Genomic DNA, 19,334 nt, shown 5'->3' with positions numbered 1-19,334 from the left:
ATGAGTCTGAATCCTAGAGATGCCGTAATCGTCGACTATGCGCGTACTGCCATGGGGCGTTCCAAAAACGGTGTGTATCGGAATGTGCGAGCGGATGATATGTCCGCCGAGCTGCTGAACAAGTTCCTGCAGCGTAATGACAAGCTGGACCCGAAAGAAATCGATGACCTCATCTGGGGTTGTGTGATGCAGCGTGACGAGCAGGGCTTCAACGTGGCGCGCATGATCGTGCTGCGCGCCGGCCTGCCTCATACCATTCCGGCGCAGACCGTAAACCGTCTGTGTGGTTCCTCCATGTCTGCGCTGCACACTGCGGCGGCCAACATCCAGGCGGGTGTTGGTGATGTGTATGTGGTGGGTGGCGTTGAGCACATGGGCCATCTGAACATGATGGAACATGTGAGCCCTAACCCGATGATGGGGCGCTTTATGGCCAAAGCTGCCGGCTCCATGGGTATGACCGCAGAATACCTGGCAATGATGCACGGTATTCAGCGTCAGCAGATGGATGAGTTCGGTGCTCGCTCGCATCAGCGTGCCGCTGCCGCAACTGCAGAGGGTAAATTCAATCGCGAAATTATCGCGATCGAGGGGCATGACGACGACGGCGTGCCTTACCTGGTGGAGTCTGATCAGACCATCCGTCCGGATACAACCGTCGAAGGGTTGGCTCAGCTGCGTCCGGCGTTTGATCCAAAGCACGGCCAGGTAACTGCGGGAACTTCTTCCCAGATTACCGACGGCGCGTCCGTAATGTTGATCATGTCCGCCGAGCGTGCTCAGGCGCTGGGTATGACCCCGATTGCCAAAGTCCGCGAAATGGCATTGGCCGGCGTGGACCCGTCAATCATGGGGTACGGCCCGGTACCGTCCACCCAGAACGCTCTCAAGCGTGCAGGTTTGACGATCGACGATATCGATAAGGTAGAGCTGAACGAAGCTTTCGCTGCGCAGGCGCTGCCGGTGCTGAAAGATCTTAGCCTGCTCGACAAAATGGATGAGAAGGTCAACCTGTACGGCGGCGCCATCGCGCTTGGTCACCCGTTCGGTTGCTCCGGCGTCCGCATTACCGGGACTTTGTTGAGCGTTCTGCAAAACGAAGGCGGTAACCTGGGTGTCTCGACTATGTGTATTGGTCTGGGACAGGGCATCACCACGATTGTGGAACGCGTCTAAACCGCGGTATTGCCTGAAAAGCAGGGCGCCTTCGGGCGCCCTGTTGCATTTTGGGGGAGTAGGTTAATTAGTCTTGCAGGTTTTGTTGAAGCGTCGCTAATGCTGTGGCACAATCTGCTCCCCTCGTTGCAGCTCACTGTGTTTTCTTTGTAAAACAACATTGAAATCAATAGGTTAGAGCGTTTCGAGGTGCGGGGACGTGGTGAAATTGGTAGACACGCCAGATTTAGGTTCTGGTGCCGAGAGGTGTGGGAGTTCGAGTCTCCCCGTCCCCACCAACTCAGGAATTTTATAGTCCGTGCCCGGCAGGGAGTTCACTGTTTCCAGTGGCTGCTTGCCCCAAGTTGGCGCGGGCTGGTTGTATTTGGCGGCCGGTGAATTTTCCGGCAGATCGCTGATCGCTGGCGCTGCGGCGTAACTTATTTACGGCCCGGTGCGATTGTAGAGAAGAGTCTCACGAGGATTATCATGCAGGTTTCTATCGAAACAACTTCCGGCCTGGAACGTCGTTTAACCGTCAATTTGCCGGCGGAAATCGTAGAAAAGGAAGTTGACAAGCGCCTTCAGCAGGCTGCCAAGACCGTGCGCATTAACGGTTTCCGTAAAGGCAAAGTGCCGATGAAAGTTGTTCGCCAGCGTTTCGGTGCCGGTGTTCGTCAGGAAGTTCTCGGTGAAGTGATGAGCCGTTCTTTCTACGAAGCGGTGCAGAAGGAGCAGGTGAAGCCGGCCGGTCAGCCGAGTATTGAAGCAAAAAGTGGTGTCGCTCCGGGTGAGAACCTCGAGTACGTTGCAACTTTCGAAGTGTATCCGGAAGTTGAGCTGACTGACCTTGCTGAGGTTGCTGTAGAGCGTCCGGTAGCAGAAGTGACTGACAAAGACGTTGACAACATGATCGACGTTCTGCGCAAGCAGCAGTCTTCCTGGAAAGAAACCAAGCGCAAAGCGCAGAAGGGTGACCAGGTCACTATCGACTTCGTTGGTCGCAAAGACGGCGAAGAGTTCGAAGGTGGCAAGGCCGACGGTCACAAGCTGGTTCTGGGTTCCGGCAGCATGATCCCGGGCTTCGAAGACGGCATTCTCGGCATGAAGCCGGGTGAAGAGAAAGAAGTTGAGGTTACTTTCCCTGAAGACTATCAGGCGGAAAACCTGCGTGGCGCAGAAGCTGTGTTCACCATCAAGGTTACCGCTTCCGAGAAGCCGGAACTGCCAGAACTGAACGATGAGTTTTTCGCGGCCTACGGTGTTGAGGAAGGCGGCGAAGAGAAGTTCCGCGAAGAAGTTCGTGGCAACATGCAGCGCGAGCTGAAGAATGCAGCCCTGAACAAGGTCAAGACCCAGGTCATGGACCAGCTGTTCGAGAAGCACCAGGTGGAAATCCCTGCTGCACTGGTTGCCAGTGAAGTAAACAGCCTGCGTGGCCAGATGGTTCAGCAGTTCGGTGGTCAGATCAAGCCAGAAGATGCGGCTCGCATGCTGCCGGACGCGATGTTCGAAGATCAGGCCAAGCGCCGTGTTGTACTGGGTCTGGTTGTTGGTGAAATCGTTAAGCAGAACGAGCTGAACGTTGATAGCGACCGCGTAAAGGCGAAAGTAGAGGAGCTGGCCTCCACCTATCAGCAGCCTGAAGAAGTGGTTGACTATTATTTCAGCAATCGTGAGCTGCTGGCTGGTGTTGAGTCTGTGGTGCTTGAAGATCAGGTTGTTGACTTCGTGCTTGATAAGGCAAAAGTTAGCGAAGTGGAAAGCAGCTACGACGACGTCATCAAGCCTGAAAAACAGAGCTAAGTTGATGTAAAAAAGGCCACCAAAAGGTGGCCTTTTTTTTCATATCAAGTAAGCGCCCGTAAATTCCAATGCCTGTTCCGGGTTAGCGCGCTGCGTGACATTTTTCTCTTTTTTATTCCTGTCTTAGACTCGCTGGCTTTATCGCTCATGACCAGTTAAGCTCAGATTGACTGAGTTTTGGGGATTGCAGTGATGGTTGACTCTGATCCCGCCAAATACGCCAAAAAAAGGAAGCACCGTATCCATGGCATCTTTTGACTACCTCTCAAGAAATAGTGACACATTGGCCACCGGCGGCCTGGTTCCCATGGTTGTGGAACAGACCGCTCGAGGTGAGCGTTCTTTTGATATTTACTCCCGGTTGCTGAAAGAGCGTGTGATTTTTTTGGTGGGACCGGTAGAAGACCATATGGCCAATCTGGTCGTGGCCCAATTGCTGTTCCTGGAAGCTGAAAATCCTGACAAAGATATTCACCTCTATATCAATTCACCGGGTGGGTCGGTGACTGCCGGCATGTCAATTTATGACACCATGCAGTTCATCAAGCCTGATGTCAGCACAATGTGTATCGGTCAGGCCTGCAGTATGGGGGCGTTCCTGCTGACGTCTGGGGCGGAAGGGAAACGGTTTGCGACGCCAAATTCCCGGGTGATGATTCACCAGCCTAGTGGTGGCGCCCAGGGGCAGGCATCTGATATCCATATTCACGCGCAGGAAATCCTCAAGATCCGCTCCCGCCTCAATGAGCTGATGGCGCATCACACCGGGCGAAGTGTCGCGGACATTGAGCGCGATACTGAGCGAGACAAGTTCCTGAGTGCTGACGAGGCAAAAGAGTATGGCCTTGTCGATGAGGTAATCTCGCGCCGCCAGGCGGTGAGCAAGTGATGACGGTTTTGCTGTAAAGCACGACACGGAAAGTCTCTTCTCACGATAATTTGTGGTGCGATATTCCAGGTCGGCCTGGTCTAGAGGTCACACATGCTAAAGGTGGCAGCCCTGACAGATGTTAATTCGGGGTTGTCATCAGAAGAAAAAAGCTTGAAAAACATGCCAAAAGGCCGCATCTTGCTTATGAACCCTATTTGCCACCGCGTTTCGGCTGGCTGTTAGACCACGGAGTACATTGATGACTGACCAGAACAGCGGAGAAGAAAACGGCAAGCTCCTGTACTGTTCCTTCTGTGGCAAAAGCCAACAGGAAGTGCGCAAGCTTATTGCCGGTCCATCGGTCTATATCTGTGATGAATGCGTAGAGTTGTGTACCGATATCATCCGCGAAGAAGTACAGGACTCATCGGATGGCGACGATAGTCGTTTGCCTACCCCACAGGAAATCACCGAAATCCTCGATCAGTATGTGATCGGGCAGAAGCGGGCAAAAAAAGTGCTCGCGGTAGCGGTTTATAACCACTATAAGCGCCTTCGCACCAGCAAGAGTGTGAAAGGCAAAGAAGACGTAGAGCTTGGTAAATCCAATATTCTGCTGGTCGGACCTACTGGTAGCGGTAAGACACTGCTGGCGGAAACTCTGGCGCGTCTGCTGAATGTGCCTTTCACGATTGCAGATGCCACGACGCTGACGGAAGCTGGCTACGTAGGTGAAGACGTAGAAAACATTATTCAGAAGCTTCTGCAAAAATGTGATTACGACGTCGAGAAGGCACAGCAGGGCATCGTGTATATCGATGAGATCGACAAGATTTCTCGCAAGTCTGATAACCCCTCGATTACCCGTGATGTATCGGGTGAGGGTGTACAGCAGGCTCTGTTGAAGTTGATTGAAGGCACTGTGGCCTCTGTTCCACCGCAAGGTGGGCGCAAGCACCCTCAGCAGGAATTCTTACAGGTTGATACCTCGAATATCCTGTTTATCTGTGGTGGTGCATTTGCAGGCCTCGACAAAGTGATTCGAGATCGCTCGGAAAAAGGCGGCATCGGTTTCGGTGCAGAGGTGAAATCCAAAGACAGTGGTGGCAACTTCGGTGAGGTACTGCTTGATCTGGAGCCTGAAGACCTGGTCCGCTACGGTCTGATTCCCGAGTTCGTAGGGCGTCTGCCTGTGACAGCAACCCTCGAAGAGCTTGATCGCGCTGCGCTTGTGCAGATTTTGACCGAGCCGCGCAACGCACTGACCAAACAGTACGGCAAGCTGTTTGAAATGGAAGATGTAGAGCTGGACTTCAGGCCTGACGCGCTGGACGCAGTAGCGACCAAAGCGATGGAGCGGAAAACGGGTGCGCGAGGGCTGCGCTCTATTATGGAGTCTGTGTTGCTTGAAACCATGTACGACATTCCGTCCATGGATAACGTAGCCAAAGTTGTTATTGATGAGGCGGTTATCAAGGGTGAGTCGGCGCCGTTACTGGTGTATGAGCAGGCTGAGGCTCAGCAAAAGGCTGCTCCCGAGGAATAATCCGCCAGGTTTGAGTCCTTGCTGTGTGAGTCTGTAGAGTCACTTCTGCGGGCTCGTACTCTAAAAAAGCCCCTGTCAGGGGCTTTTTTTATGGGCGCTATTTCGCCGAAGGGCAGGATTTGGCGATGAATTTCGTCAAAATCCTCCGCGCGGGTAGTCACTAGCTGCACTCTGCCGGCGGCACCGGCGTAAAAGTGGCTTTTTGCAAGTCGTTTCGGGGTGGGTAAATTAAACTTATTTTGCAGCAGAGCCCTACGGAGGCTTGTTATTCTGTGGGCTGCCCCCAATTAACCCCTGTAATGGCAATAATTACAGTGATGTGCTTCTGGTGCAGCGCTGGCCAGAATGCCAATAATCCGGTGGCGGAACGCCGCCGAGAGGGCCCGAGAGGAGTTTTATGGACCAGCCATCCGATACCCTGAACGAATACCCCATGCTCCCACTGCGTGATGTAGTGGTCTACCCGCATATGGTTATCCCGCTGTTCGTTGGCAGGGAAAAATCAATTGATGCGCTCGAAGATGCCATGCGCACAGACAAGCAGGTGTTGCTGGTGGCTCAGCGCCAGGCGTCTGAAGATGATCCGGGTGCAGACGACGTTTATCGTGTCGGTACTGTCGCCAGTGTGCTGCAGTTACTGAAGTTGCCTGACGGCACTGTAAAAGTGCTGGTTGAAGGCGGTCATCGAGTGAAGATCGAAGAGATCAAAGAAGGCGAGAGCCACTATCGTGCAAGCGTAAGCGAGCTTTCCACGGAAGAGTTGCCTGAAGCCGAATCTGAGGCTCTGGTGCGCTCGGCGATGTCACAGTTCGAACAGTACGTTAGCGTCAGCAAAAAAGTGCCAAACGAAGTGATTACTTCTTTGTCTGGCATTGATGAACCCGGTCGACTTGCCGATACCATCGCCGCGCATATGTCCCTGGATCTGCCGCAGAAGCAGGAACTGCTGGAAACCGTGTCGGTTAAAGAGCGGTTGGAGCATCTCCTGGGCCTGATGGACTCCGAAATTGACCTTATTCAGGTCGAGAAGAAGATCCGTGGCCGTGTGAAAAAGCAGATGGAGAAAAGCCAGCGGGAGTACTACCTGAATGAGCAGATGAAGGCCATTCAGAAAGAATTGGGGGAAATTTCCGAAGAGCCCAACGAAGTTGAAGAGCTGGAAAAAAAGATTGCCGAATCCGGCATGTCTGCAGAAGCAGAGAAAAAGACCCGCGCCGAGCTTGGCAAACTGAAAATGATGTCGCCGATGTCTGCAGAAGCATCGGTGCTGCGCAGTTACATTGATTGGATGCTGAGCGTGCCGTGGAAAAAGGCCAGTCGCGTTCGCCACGACCTGATCAAGGCAGAAGAAATTCTGAACAAGGACCACTATGGTCTGGAAGAGGTCAAGGAGCGGATACTCGAGTATCTTGCAGTTCAGAAACGCGTTAAAAAGGTCAAGGGCCCCATATTGTGTTTGGTTGGGCCTCCCGGTGTCGGTAAGACCTCTTTGGGAGAATCCATTGCCCGCGCGACCAACCGGAAGTATGTACGCATGGCGCTCGGCGGCGTGCGTGACGAAGCTGAAATTCGCGGGCATCGTCGAACCTATATCGGCTCTTTGCCTGGCAAGCTGGTTCAGAAAATTTCCAAGGTTGGTGTTAAAAACCCCCTGTTCCTGCTGGACGAAGTAGACAAGATGGGCATGGACCACCGCGGTGATCCTGCCTCTGCCCTTTTGGAAGTGTTGGATCCCGAGCAGAACAAATCCTTTAACGACCACTACCTGGAAGTCGATTACGACCTCTCGGATGTGATGTTTGTTTGTACCTCTAACTCCATGAATATTCCGGGTCCTCTGCTGGACCGTATGGAAGTGATTCGGATTCCGGGGTATACCGAAGATGAAAAGCTCAACATTGCACAGCGCTATCTGGTGCCGAAACAGCGAAAAGCGGCAGGGTTGAAGGAAGATGAGCTGGAGCTTCGCGATGAAACTGTCCGCGACATTGTGCGCTATTACACCCGGGAAGCCGGGGTGCGAGGACTGGATCGTGAGGTGGCAAAAATTTGCCGGAAAGTAGTGACTGAGCACGTGCGTAAATCGACAAAGCACAAAGTGGTTGTCGAGCCGGAGCAACTGGAAGAATTGCTGGGTGTACGTAAGTTTGACTACGGCCGCGCAGAAGAGGAAAACAAGATTGGTCAGGTTACCGGCCTTGCCTGGACGGAAGTTGGTGGTGAGCTGCTCACAATCGAGTCTTCCGCGGTTTCAGGTAAAGGGCGGGTTATCAAGACCGGTTCCTTGGGTGATGTGATGCAGGAGTCAATCCAGGCAGCCCTTACGGTTGTTCGTGCGCGTGCTCAGGCGCTGGGTGTTGCGCCGGACTTCCACGAAACCCGGGATATCCATATTCACGTGCCTGAGGGCGCCACACCCAAGGATGGCCCCTCTGCAGGTATTGCGATGTGTACGGTGCTGGCGTCTGTTTTGACGAACATTCCTGTGCGCTCCGATGTCGCCATGACGGGGGAGATTACTCTGCGCGGCGAAGTTTTACGGATCGGCGGCCTCAAGGAAAAACTGCTGGCAGCGCACCGCGGCGGTATCAAGACTGTGTTGATACCTGCGGACAATGAGCGGGACTTGAAGGATATTCCTGACAACATACAGCAAGACCTGGTGATCAAGCCGGTAAAATGGATTGATCAGGTTTTCGAATATGCATTGGAAAGAATGCCCAGCCCCCTGAGTGACGAAGAGTACTCCGCTTTGCAAAAGCAGGCGGAGGAGCGTTCTCAAAAGTCGATACAAACGCACTGAACTGTCTGAAATACGCCAACCAGGCCGATGCGCCTGGTTGAATTTAGCCGGTAAACTTTGCTTGCTTGCCAATGACCAGGTCGCGTAAAGTACGCGACCTGGTCATTCTGCAGTTTAAAAAATGAGCTTGCCGGGTAAAGCCTGAGCAAGAGAGCTTTAAATTTGTTCAACTCCCCGCAAAGCCGCATGGTTCCTTGACCCGCTCACGGGCAGTTGGTATAAATCGGGCCTTATTGCACTGCGGAGAGTGCCGCAGGCGATTAAAAACCGTGTGCAAAATGCATGAAAAGATGTCCCCAAAGAGGGGCATTTGTAACTAGATACACACCTAGAAAAGAACAGAGGGATATAGCGTGAATAAGTCCGAACTGATCGAAGCCATTGCCGCATCTGCCGACATTCCGAAGGCAGCCGCTGGCCGTGCTTTGGACGCCATGGTAGACAGCATTACTGACGCACTGAAAAAGGGCGACCAAGTAGCGCTGGTTGGCTTTGGTACTTTCGCTGTTAAAGAGCGTGCCGCTCGCACCGGTCGCAACCCGCGTACCGGCGATCCGATCGAAATCGCTGCAGCTAAAATCCCGAATTTCAAAGCCGGTAAAGCTTTGAAAGACGCGGTAAATTAAGAAGCATCGTTTCATCGAGCTTCAAAAGGGCGTATCAGTTCGATGCGCCTTTTTTATTTCTGCAATATTGTAGTTCTCAGTCTTGGATCAGGCCCAGAAGGGCTAAATATTTCACTTGTGCTCGGGTAGCTTCCTGAAGCAGTGAGCCAAAAATAACCAATGATTCTTGAGTGTTCTAAGTAAGAGTTAATTTTCGGAGCTGAATATGCTTCAGTCCATGCGTGACAACCTGAAGGGAACGGCTGCAGTAATTGTTGCGGCATTTTTCGGATTTATCATGGTGATCGGTGGAATCGACTTTTTCACCGGTGCCAGTGGTGGCTCGGCTGACAAAGTAGCCGAAGTCAATGGTGAAAAAATTACCAATCTGGATCTGCAGCGCGCGATTCAAAATCGCCGTAGCATGATCGAGAGCCAGTACGGTGACAGCGTTCCTGCAGAGCTGCTGACCGATGAGCAACTGCGGGGACCTGTCTTGCAGCAGCTGGTCAATACCTCGGTAATGCGACAGGCCGCTCAAGAAAGCGGTATGGTGATGAGCACCGCGATTGTCGACCGGGACATCGCGCAGATGGCCGGCTTCCAGATTAATGGCAAGTTTGACGCGCAGGTGTATCGCGACGCTCTCCGCCGTATGGGATACAGCCACGCAGGTTTCCACCAGCTGCTGGAGCAGGATATGGTGATGCAGCAGTATGCAGGGAGTGTCGCTGACAGCGCATTTACTACCCGTAAAGCTGCAGAGCAGGTGGTTGCCGTATCCATGGAAGAGCGTGATTTCGACTATGTGACCCTGCCGGTTGCCCCGCTTTTGTCCGATGTCTCTGTCTCGGACACCGAGATCCAGGGTTACTACGATTCCCATCAGGACGAATTCCAGCGTCCCGAGCAGGTTGCTGTGAACTACATTGAGCTCACCCCGGATCTGTTTGCAGCCAACATCGACGTGGCGGAAGCGGATGTGCGTGCACAGTACGAACAGGAAGCGAAGAACTTCGCGGCAGAAGCTCGCCGCCACGCAGCCCATATCCTGGTCGAGAACGCTGATAGTGAAGAAGGCAAGGCGAAGGTTGCGGCTGTGCAGGCCAAGCTGGCAGCGGGTGAAGATTTTGCAGTGCTTGCCAAGGAGTTCTCGGACGATATCGTTTCCCGTGAAGAGGGTGGTGATGTTGGTTTCACGAGCGGTGATGTATTCCCGGAGACTTTCGAGGAAACCCTGTCAGCATTGAATGTGGGTGAAGTTTCCGGTCCGGTCGAAACTGACGCGGGTACTCACTTCATTAAGTTGTTGGAAATTGCCGACGCAGAACCGCCGACCTTTGATGAGCGGAAAGCAGCAATTACCGCGCGTTTGCGCAATGCGGAGGCCGAGCGTGAGTTTGTTGGCGCCATGAGCCGTCTTGCTGACCTGGCATACAATGCCGAGAGTCTGGCCGGACCGGCCGAAGAGCTTGGTGTAAAAGTTCAGCAGTCTCCGTTGTTTTCCCGCAACGGCGGTGCCGGTATTACCGGTAATAGCAAAGTCCTGGCTGCAGCCTTCTCGCCGGAAGTCCTGGAAGATGGGATGGCTTCGGAAGTGCTTAACCTGAATGAAAACCACGTCGTTGTATTGAAGTTGGCGGAACACAAGCCAGCAGGTGTGAAGCCGCTGGATGAGGTGCGCGAGCAAATCGTCGACCGCCTTAAGCGCGATAAAGCCAGCGAGCAGCTGCTGGCCAAGGCTGAGGATATCCAAAGCAAGCTCACCAGTGGCGAAGCCTTTTCCGAGGTTGCCAGTAGTGAGGAGCTGACCCTGGAAACCAGTGACAATACCCGTCGCGGTGGGTTCGGGGTGCGCGGGGATGTGGTTAGCCATGTTTTCGGCCTGGATGCGCCAAAACCGGGTGCGACTGCTGTTGAGCATTTTGCACTGCAGAATGGCGACCAGGTGGTTGTTCAATTGCGTGCGGTCCGTGAAGGAAAACTGTCCGGGCAGAGTGCTGAGCAGCGTGCTGCGATGCTGACGCAGTTGGCGTCCATGCAGGGAACATCCGAACTGGCAGCTGTTCAAAAGTACCTTGCTGACAAGGCCGATATCGAGATTGTCGAAGGGAAGTAAATTGAACACCGAGTTCTGAACCAATAAAAAAACCGGCTTTTAAGCCGGTTTTTTTATGTGTGCAATTTACGCTAGTGGCGCTTTGGGTTTTTTAGCCACTCGCTGCGGTATCGACAAAGAGTGTCAGGCGCTGGCCCGGTTGCAGGTAACCATTTTTGCTGAGCTTGTTCCAGCGTACGATATCACTGATATCGATGCTGAACTTGCGGGCGATGCGGTAAAGGGAGTCTCCACTGCGAACCCGGTAAGACACTTTTCGTGTAGTGCGGCTATCGTCTGAACCGCTATTACCGCTTCCCGCATATGCGATGAGTTTTCGTCCCGGGCGGAGGGTATCGCCGGGGGCAATACTGTTCCAGCTGGCAAGTTCGCGTACTTTTACATCGAGTGAGCGGGCGATGCCCCAGAGGGTGTCTCCGGGCCGCACGGTGTAAGAGGTTTTGTCGCCTTTACCGGAGGACTGGCGGCGCTTCATACGCTGGTCTATAGAGTAGGCGTATTGTGCATCAGGGCCGGAAGCGCTGGGAATCAGCAGGGTCTGTCCGGCTCTGATACTGGAGCCTCTCAGTTTGTTGGTCTGCTGAATGGCGGAAACAGTCGTTTCATAGCGGCGGGCGATCACAGAAAGGGAATCGCCGCGTGCGACCTTGTAACGTTGCCAGCTGACCCGCTCAGAGGCAGGTAGCTTGCTCAACGCCTCCGTGAACTGCTCACGCTTCTCTGCGGGAATCAGCAGGCGGTGGTTACCATTCGGATCGGTTGCCCATCGATTGTAGCCAGGATTGAGCAGATACAGCTCTTCAATTTCTACGCCGGCCAGCTCGGAGGCTTGGGCGAGGTCGATCTGACTACCCACGTCTACAGCCGCGTAGTACGGGGTGTTGTCGACGTTGAAAAGTGGCACCTGATATTTCTCCGGATGCGCAACGACTTCTGCCAGTGCGAGGAGTTGAGGTACATAGCGACGGGTTTCCCGTGGCAGCTTCAGCTCCCAGAAGCTGGTACCAAGACCGCGTTTGCGGTTGCGCTCCATTGCACGGCGGACTGTGCCTTCACCGGCGTTGTACGCGGCGAGAACGAGCAGCCAGTCGTGGTCGAATTTTCCGGCCAGATAATTGAAGTACTCAGTCGCTGCCCGGGTAGATTCCACCACGTCACGGCGGCCGTCGTACCACCAGTTCTGGTGCAGGCCAAATGAACGGCCGGTCGCGGGGATGAATTGCCACATGCCGGAGGCCTGGGCGTGAGAATAGGCAAAGGGATCGTAGGCACTTTCTACGATGGGAAGCAGGGCAAATTCGGAGGGGATATTTGCCTGTTCCAGTTGTTCCGCCACATGAAAAATGTAGCGCCGGGAGCGCTCGGTCACGCGTGACATGTAGCCCTGGTTAGACGAGAAGTATTTGACGTAATCCTCGACTTTGTCCCGGTTGGTTTCTCGCTCAAGCGCGAAGCCGCGTCGAAGGCGCTCCCATACATCCTCGGGAGGGAGGGCAGGCTCGGCAGCTTGCAGGATATTGCGGCTGATTTCCGCGGAGTGGCTGGGAGTGTTGGCATCGGCCGCCGGTTTGCTTTGAGAAGCGGTTGTTTCCGGCGCAGTTTCGATTTGTGCGCAGGCCCCCACTGCCGCCGCTAAAACGGCGACGGCAAATTTTTTGTAAACCATGCTGGTGTCCGCGATTCAGTCGTTATCTTTCTGCTCAGGCGTTTATGCGATTTCGTTATTTCGAATGCGCGTGAGCTTTGAATTGTAATTGTCTGATTCTAAAGAGGAGCGTTGGTTCCGGTCAATGCGATTTGGTCAAAAAGTATCCTTCCAGTGGCGTAAAGTGGCGAAAATTTCGACAGGTGATGATTGTTTGGCGGCTCCATGTAACTCTGCCTGCACACGCACTTCACCCTGATTGCAGCGAAGAAACGGGTTTGTTTCCTTTTCCAGCTGCATATTGGATGGCAGGGTGGGTTTTTGCTGGTCGCGTAGTGCCTGTGCTGCGTTCTGGCGCTGGAGGATCGCGGTATTTCCGGGTTCTACTGAGGCGGCAAAATGGAGGTTTGCCAGGGTGTACTCGTGTGCGCAGTAGATCAGGGTGTCGTCCGGTAGCTGAGTCAGCTTGCCAAGGGATTGGTACATCTGGTCGGGGGAGCCTTCAAATAGACGCCCGCAGCCTGCGGCGAAAAGGGTATCACCACAAAACAGGTGTGTTTTCCCTGATTCGCGTACGATATAGGCAATATGGTCGAGTGTGTGCCCGGGAACAGAAACAACAGATGCCTCGACGCCCAATATTGAGAAATTACCGCCACCCTGAACGGGCTGGGTGACCCCGTCGATGGATTGGGGGCCGATCACCGGGCAGTTGTACTTGTCGATGAGTGCAGAGATGCCGCCGGTGTGGTCAAAGTGGTGGTGGGTTACCAGTATGCCACTTAGGGTTTCGTGGCCCAGGGCCGCGACTACTGGCTTGGCGTCGCCGGGATCCACGACCCAGTGTTCGCGCCCCCGCGTCAGGCGCCAGATATAGTTGTCATTAAATGCCGGGATTGGGCTGATTGTGATCATCGAAACGGGCCGTTACTCTAGGGTGAGGTTGTGAAGTTTTAGGGCAACCTTAACATAGCAAGCTGGCAGTGAAGGTAGGCCCATTGGATGATATGGTTCCACCTGAAAGGCTAATACGAGCACAGGAAAGTATCCCAAGGGAGGCCTATGGAACGCAAAGCGTGGTTTGGTCGCCGTCGCGAAGAGTTGCCCTCTTTGGAGCAGGCGTCTCCGGCACTGGCCGACTGGTTTTCCAGTGCTCTCGGGGAAGAGCTCCTGTCTCAGCAGCTGGCCCTTGCCCAGCCACTGGTTGAGCGGCTGTTCGGTTATCACCTGATGCAGGCCAGTGTCGCGCCGCAGGTGGATTTTGCGGCATGCAGCCGAATTAATCACCGATTTCGCTTGAGTCCCTGCGAGCACGAGGGTGCTGCAATTGTAGAGTTTGAGCAATTGCCATTGCCATCCGAGTCTATCGATGTCGTGCTGCTGCATCACATGCTCGATTTTGCCCCCCATCCGCATCAAGTATTGAGAGAGGCCGCCCGGGTGCTGATACCGGGTGGCCATTTAGTGCTCATTGGCTTCAACCCCTTTTCCCTGCTGGGGCTTTCGCGCCTGTTTCGGTCCGCCAGTCCCTATCAGCGAGGAAATCAGCTTCGTGCTGCGCGGTTGGCAGACTGGATGAACTTGCTGGATTTGCAGGCCGGAACAGTGGAGCGGGGCTTTTTTCGACTGCCTATTCAGCAGCGTGAGCTGCTGGCCAAGACTGCCTGGATGGAGAGGGCAGGTACTCGCTGGCACTTGCCGTGGGGGGGCTTTTACATCATAGTCGCGCGCAAAGAAGTGGTGCATATGCGCACCATCAAGATCAATTGGAGCGGCGATAAGCGGCCGGCTTTGACTGCAGTGTCCAGTACACCGCGTGTTGCTGCCAGGGATCGTCATCGTCGGGATTGATCTCCTCCTGTAGAGGCCCTGCACCAAGCCGTTAAATGCTACGGTTGCATCGCGAGATGTGACAGCGGGCGGCGCTGAGGCTACCCGATATAAATCCAGAAGAATCCAAGAGCCAGATTTGAAACAAGTTACGATCTATACCGATGGCGCTTGCCGCGGTAATCCCGGTCCAGGTGGTTGGGGTGCGCTGCTGATGAGTGGTGATGCGGAAAAGGAAATCTACGGTGGTGAGGCCCTTACTACCAATAATCGAATGGAACTCATGGCGGCGATTCAGGCGCTTGAGGCGCTGAAGCAGCATTGCCGGGTAGACCTTCATACCGACTCCCAGTATGTGAGGCAGGGTATTACAGGCTGGATTCACAACTGGAAGAAAAATGGTTGGAAAACTTCCAATAAAAAACCGGTAAAGAACGCGGACTTGTGGCAAACGCTGGATGCCGCGATCGGTCATCACGAAGTGCACTGGCACTGGGTCAAGGGCCATGCCGGCGACCCCGGTAATGAGCGCGCTGATGCGCTGGCCAATCTCGGAATAGATACATTGGGGGAGTGACGTTGTGCGTCAGGTTGTTCTAGATACGGAAACAACGGGCCTGGATCCGAAGTCAGGTCATCGAATTATTGAGATCGGTTGTGTCGAGTTGATCAACCGCAAACTTACCGGTCGACACTATCACCAGTACATAAACCCCGAGCGGGAGGTGGATAACGGTGCGATCGAAGTGCACGGTATCACCAACGAGTTCCTGGTGGATAAGCCCGTGTTCGCAAAGATCGCGGACGAGTTTATGGCATTTTGCGAGGGCGCTGAGCTTGTGATTCACAACGCGGCGTTCGACGTGGGCTTTATCGATGCCGAGTTGAAGCGCTTGCGCAGCGCTCGCTGGAAGTCTGTTGCCGCCCATTGTGGAGTGTTGGATACCCTGGCGCTGGCAAGGGAGAAGCATCCGGGGCAGAAGAACAACCTGGATGCGCTCTGCAAGCGTTATTTCGTTGATAACTCGCAGCGGGATTTGCACGGCGCTTTGCTGGATGCTGAGATTCTCGCCGACGTCTATCTGGTAATGACCGGTGGTCAAACCGACCTGGCATTAGCCGGCAGTGATGGCAGTGGTGACAATGAAAAAGAGGGTGAGGGGCAACAGCAGTCAGAAGCGGGCGTCATTCGCCGTCTTTCCGTGAATCGGGCAGCTTTGAATGTCGTGCGTGCTTCCGCTGATGAGCTGAGCGCACATGAAGATATGTTAGCGCTGCTGGAGAAGTCGGCCGGCAAGCATTTCTGGTAGCAGGCGTTTGATTGTTGCCGGTGCGGCAGGTAAAAAAGTGGCAGGTAATAAAAAAGGGGCTTTCAGGCCCCTTTTTTAATGCTCGTGTTCCTGTGTGTTCGCCGCAGGTTAAAGTGCGTACACCACGCAAGCCAGTGCAACGATACTCAGCACAACGGTGTAGGGGAGAGCCATGATCACCATCCGGCCGTAAGATAGTCGGATGAGTGGCGCCAGTGCGGATGTCAGCAGAAACAGAAACGCAGCCTGTCCATTGGGTGTGGCCACGCTTGGCAGGTTAGTGCCGGTGTTGATGGCAATGGCGAGTTTCTCGAAATGCTCGCGAGTGATTTCCCCGGTGGTAAAGGCAGCCTTCACTTCATTGATGTACACGGTAGCTACGAAAACATTGTCGCTGATCATCGACAAAATGCCATTGGCTAGAAATAGCATGCCTGGCTGCTGTTCTGGCTCCAGACTCAGTACAAAATTTGTGACCGGTTCGAACAGGTGCTGTTCGTGAATGACCGCGACGATCGCGAAGAACACCACCAGCAGAGCCGTAAACGGCAGGGCTTCTTCAAATGCGTGCCCGATACGGGCTTCCTGGATCACGCCGTTAAATGCGGTTAAAAGGACGATAACCATGAGGCCGATCATGCCGACTTCCGCTACGTGAAAGGCGAGGGCAAGTACCAGGATTACAGCAACGGTGCCTTGAATACAAAGCTCGATAACATCCCGCTGGGTGCGCTTCTGCTCTTCTTCAGCGGCAAAGTTCGCGAGCACTTCCCGAACTGCGGTAGGCAATTTTGCACCGTAGCCAAAAGAGCCGGTTTTCTCGAGCAGGATGCAGGTCAGCAGTCCTGCCGCAAATGCGGGCATGGTTACCGGTGCCATGCGCAGGAAGAAGTCTGCGAAGTGCCAGCCGGCCTTTTCTGCGATCAGCAGGTTTTGGGGCTCGCCTACGAGGGTGCACACTCCGCCCAGCGCGGTACCCACCGCGCCATGCATGATCAGGCTACGCAGAAATGCACGAAACTGGTCCAGGTCGGTACGATGGTATTCGACAACATGATCGTCCGATGAGTGGTCGTGTTCCGGATGGGTTTGCTTGTTGGAGGCCACTTTGTGGTATACAGCGTAGAAGCCAACTGCCACGCTGATCAATACCGCTGTAACGGTAAGGGCATCAAGGAATGCCGAAAGTACTGCTGAGACACCGCAAAATAGCAGGGACAGGGCAGTTTTGGAGCGAACGGTGATCAGAAGCTTGGTAAATACGTGAAGCAATAGCTTCTTCATGAAGTAGATGCCTGCAACCATGAACATCAGCAGGAGGATCACTTCAATATTTTCAGTCACCTCATGGTATACCGCATCGCTGCTGGTCATGCCGAGCAGGACCGCCTCAATGGCCAGGAGGCCACCGGGCTGGAGGGGGTAGCACTTAAGGGCCATTGCCAGGGTGAAAATGAACTCGGCGATCAGTACCCAGCCAGTAAAAAATGGTGTGGTAGTATAGAGTAGGACCGGGTTGATGATCAAAAAAGCGGCAATGGTGAGCTTGTACCAGCTCGGTGCTTCCCCCAAAAAGTTTTCGGTAAAAGCGCGACCAAAGCCTGTGCCGGTTGCTGGTATGCTGTGATTAATAGCATTCATTATTGGAAACTTCCTTGACTTTTTGTGAGCCCGCACGTGTCGCAGTCTTCAAGCCAATAAACGCTACCCAGTTCTCGGTAAAAATTCAATTCATTTTATAAGGCAGGCCTTATGAATTGGTTTTGTCGATTGATCGATGGAAATCCTTTATAGAAAGGTGGACTCTTTCACAGTTTGGTATAAATTGCCCCGTTCCAGGCTAATTCGGGCGACATGCGCTTACGATTACTACGGGATACATAACAAGATAATTGCAGTGGTGTAGCAATGACGGAATTGCGCGAAATAAATCTGACATCTGTCAGCCTTGTCAAAGAAGAGTTGATTGCGAGTATCGAAAACGCAACCGGCCACCTCGATCAGTTCGCAGCAGATCATGCAAACAAGGCCGCATTGGAGCAGTGTATCCAGGGATTGCGACAGGTTGCTGGCGTTCTGCAGATGGTTCAGCTAAAGGCTGCAGACCTGCTTGCTCAGGAAATGCTCACTGCGATGGGGGATGTTCTGCAGGACCGGCAACCATCGCCTGACGAATTGTTGGAGGCCGTGGGTACTGCCTTTTATGTGCTCACGCGCTACCTCGACTTTGTACAAAATCGTGTTACGGCCCGGCCCGAGCTGCTGATTCCCTACATCAATAGCTTGCGCCTGGCACGGGCCCAGGCACCCGTGCCGGAAAGCCATTTCTTGCGTTGTCGGCCGGAGGCTTCGGTTCCCGGTGCCGTTTCTTCGGCGGTAATGTCTGAAGATCTCAAGTCGTTCGTGCGGCGGTTCCGTCACATGTATCAGGTCGGGCTGCTGGCCTTGCTGAAGGGCAAACCGCGTCGTCCTGCGTACACCATGATGGCGCGGGCATTGCAGCGGATCGCCAGCGTCGCTGCCGGGCGGCCGAATGGCAAACTCTGGTCCGTCGCGGGTGCCGCCCTCAATGGCATGGCCGAACGGGAAATGCTTATTAATCGCTCCCGGGTAATGGTGCTAAGTATGCTGGATCGCCGCCTGCGTACTATCAGCCGAGACGGCGACGTTGCGCTGGATCAGCCTGCACCGCCGGTATTAATAAAGGAATGCCTGTACTGGCTGGCGCTCTCCGGAGCCGGCGGCCAGGGCGCAAAACTGCTGCAGGCCTTCAGTGTGCGGGAGCTGTCTTATCGCGAACCGGAACTGGAGCGCGATCGCGCTAGTCTGGGTGGGCCCGGTGCTACTGCGATTGCGGCAGTCGCCAATGCGCTGGATGAAGAGTTGTCCGGTGTTCGTCGGATGCTGGACGACGCGGAGGTGATTGGGGCATCCGGTCTCGCCGAGGACGGTGGTCTGGCTGACACGCTTCGTCGTATTGCCAATACGCTCCACCTACTGAATTTCAAACGGATTGGCGACGGTCTTAGTACTGCGACTTCTCAGTACCAGAGTATGGCTTCCGCCGGCGGTCAGCAGGCAGAACAGGCGTTGCAGCAGCTGACCAGTCAGGTGCTGGCTGTCGACAGCACAATCCGCGCGCTGCGCCAAAGTTCCAGTATCGACGTCGATGAATCCGGTCACGCGGATATCGTTTTGGAGCATAGTCAGCTGGCTGAAGCGGAATTGGCCGTGCTCAAAGAAGCGGAAGCCGGGCTGTCGCTGATCAAGCGGGCGCTGGCTTCGTATGCTGAATCCGGATTCGATCATGGCCATATCCGCAATGTGGCAACAACACTGAACAGTGTTCGTGGCGGTTTGATTGTGTTGAGCCTGAAGCGAGCGGCGGCAGTCGTTGAGCGTCTGGTCCACTTTGTAGAGGCAGTTATTGATCAGAAAACGGTCGCGCCCGGGGTGGATCAGCTGTTGGAAAATTTTGCCGATGCAATAATCAGCCTCGAATACTACTTGGGCGAGGTCAAATTGGACCGGAAGGTGGATATGCAGTCACTCGATCTGGCAGTTGAGAGCCTGGAAGCACTGGGCTACCCGGTTGAAGTTGCCTGATACAGGTACTGCGGTTATTGATAACGAATTGAAAGCGG

14 protein-coding genes and 1 tRNA gene are annotated in these 19,334 nt (G+C 54.2%); 12 read left to right on the top strand and 3 right to left on the bottom strand.

From position 1 onward, the window contains the following. The 8 genes from fadA (at position 1) to LC093_RS03705 (ending at position 10,905) form a co-directional block, all read left to right on the top strand. Positions 1 to 1,176 (top strand): acetyl-CoA C-acyltransferase FadA, encoded by a 1,176-nt coding sequence (fadA, locus tag LC093_RS03740; protein ID WP_226662228.1) that lies wholly within the window; start codon positions 1 to 3, stop codon positions 1,174 to 1,176. 193 nt (positions 1,177 to 1,369) lie between these two features. Continuing rightward, positions 1,370 to 1,454, top strand: a tRNA-Leu gene (locus tag LC093_RS03735). 190 nt (positions 1,455 to 1,644) lie between these two features. Beyond that, a complete protein-coding gene (gene tig, locus LC093_RS03730) occupies positions 1,645 to 2,961 on the top strand; it encodes a trigger factor (RefSeq protein WP_226662225.1) in 1,317 nt (438 codons plus the stop codon). A gap of 244 nt (positions 2,962 to 3,205) precedes the next feature. Continuing rightward, complete coding sequence (clpP, locus tag LC093_RS03725) at positions 3,206 to 3,850, top strand: ATP-dependent Clp endopeptidase proteolytic subunit ClpP (protein ID WP_226662223.1); 645 nt, start codon at positions 3,206 to 3,208, stop codon at positions 3,848 to 3,850. A 241-nt stretch (positions 3,851 to 4,091) separates the two neighbouring features. Continuing rightward, entirely contained in the window at positions 4,092 to 5,378 is a 1,287-nt protein-coding gene (gene clpX / locus LC093_RS03720) for an ATP-dependent Clp protease ATP-binding subunit ClpX (protein ID WP_226662220.1), read from the top strand. 397 nt (positions 5,379 to 5,775) lie between these two features. Further along, positions 5,776 to 8,181, top strand: coding sequence for an endopeptidase La (lon, locus tag LC093_RS03715; protein ID WP_226662218.1), 2,406 nt, complete (start codon positions 5,776 to 5,778; stop codon positions 8,179 to 8,181). A 353-nt stretch (positions 8,182 to 8,534) separates the two neighbouring features. Further along, complete coding sequence (locus LC093_RS03710) at positions 8,535 to 8,807, top strand: HU family DNA-binding protein (RefSeq protein ID WP_010132873.1); 273 nt, start codon at positions 8,535 to 8,537, stop codon at positions 8,805 to 8,807. A 205-nt stretch (positions 8,808 to 9,012) separates the two neighbouring features. Next, complete coding sequence (locus LC093_RS03705) at positions 9,013 to 10,905, top strand: SurA N-terminal domain-containing protein (RefSeq protein WP_226662215.1); 1,893 nt, start codon at positions 9,013 to 9,015, stop codon at positions 10,903 to 10,905. A 91-nt stretch (positions 10,906 to 10,996) separates the two neighbouring features. On the opposite strand, the gene LC093_RS03700 is transcribed toward LC093_RS03705, so the two are convergent. After that, positions 10,997 to 12,571 (bottom strand): LysM peptidoglycan-binding domain-containing protein, encoded by a 1,575-nt coding sequence (locus LC093_RS03700; RefSeq protein WP_226662210.1) that lies wholly within the window; start codon positions 12,569 to 12,571, stop codon positions 10,997 to 10,999. 135 nt (positions 12,572 to 12,706) lie between these two features. Further along, positions 12,707 to 13,465 (bottom strand): hydroxyacylglutathione hydrolase, encoded by a 759-nt coding sequence (gloB, locus tag LC093_RS03695; RefSeq protein WP_226662208.1) that lies wholly within the window; start codon positions 13,463 to 13,465, stop codon positions 12,707 to 12,709. Between the two features lie 147 nt (positions 13,466 to 13,612). On the opposite strand from gloB, the gene LC093_RS03690 reads away from it, so the two are divergent. The 3 genes from LC093_RS03690 to dnaQ all read left to right on the top strand — a co-directional run bounded on the left by LC093_RS03690 (position 13,613) and on the right by dnaQ (position 15,690). Then, complete coding sequence (locus LC093_RS03690; RefSeq protein ID WP_226662205.1) at positions 13,613 to 14,401, top strand: class I SAM-dependent methyltransferase; 789 nt, start codon at positions 13,613 to 13,615, stop codon at positions 14,399 to 14,401. 118 nt (positions 14,402 to 14,519) lie between these two features. Continuing rightward, positions 14,520 to 14,957, top strand: a complete 438-nt coding sequence (rnhA, locus tag LC093_RS03685; RefSeq protein ID WP_226662203.1) for a ribonuclease HI — start codon at positions 14,520 to 14,522, stop codon at positions 14,955 to 14,957. 4 nt (positions 14,958 to 14,961) lie between these two features. Then, positions 14,962 to 15,690 (top strand): DNA polymerase III subunit epsilon, encoded by a 729-nt coding sequence (gene dnaQ / locus LC093_RS03680; RefSeq protein ID WP_226662201.1) that lies wholly within the window; start codon positions 14,962 to 14,964, stop codon positions 15,688 to 15,690. Between the two features lie 108 nt (positions 15,691 to 15,798). Here dnaQ and nhaB read toward each other — a convergent pair whose 3' ends face one another. Continuing rightward, entirely contained in the window at positions 15,799 to 17,331 is a 1,533-nt protein-coding gene (nhaB, locus tag LC093_RS03675; RefSeq protein ID WP_226662200.1) for a sodium/proton antiporter NhaB, read from the bottom strand. 267 nt (positions 17,332 to 17,598) lie between these two features. Between nhaB and LC093_RS03670 the strand changes: the two genes are divergently transcribed. After that, positions 17,599 to 19,296 (top strand): hypothetical protein, encoded by a 1,698-nt coding sequence (locus tag LC093_RS03670; protein ID WP_226662198.1) that lies wholly within the window; start codon positions 17,599 to 17,601, stop codon positions 19,294 to 19,296. Positions 19,297 to 19,334 lie beyond the last annotated feature (38 nt).

It is taken from the genome of Microbulbifer aggregans (genome assembly GCF_020524005.1).
Taxonomy (GTDB): domain Bacteria; phylum Pseudomonadota; class Gammaproteobacteria; order Pseudomonadales; family Cellvibrionaceae; genus Microbulbifer; species Microbulbifer aggregans_A.
This window is presented reverse-complemented; position numbering and strand designations above follow the sequence as displayed.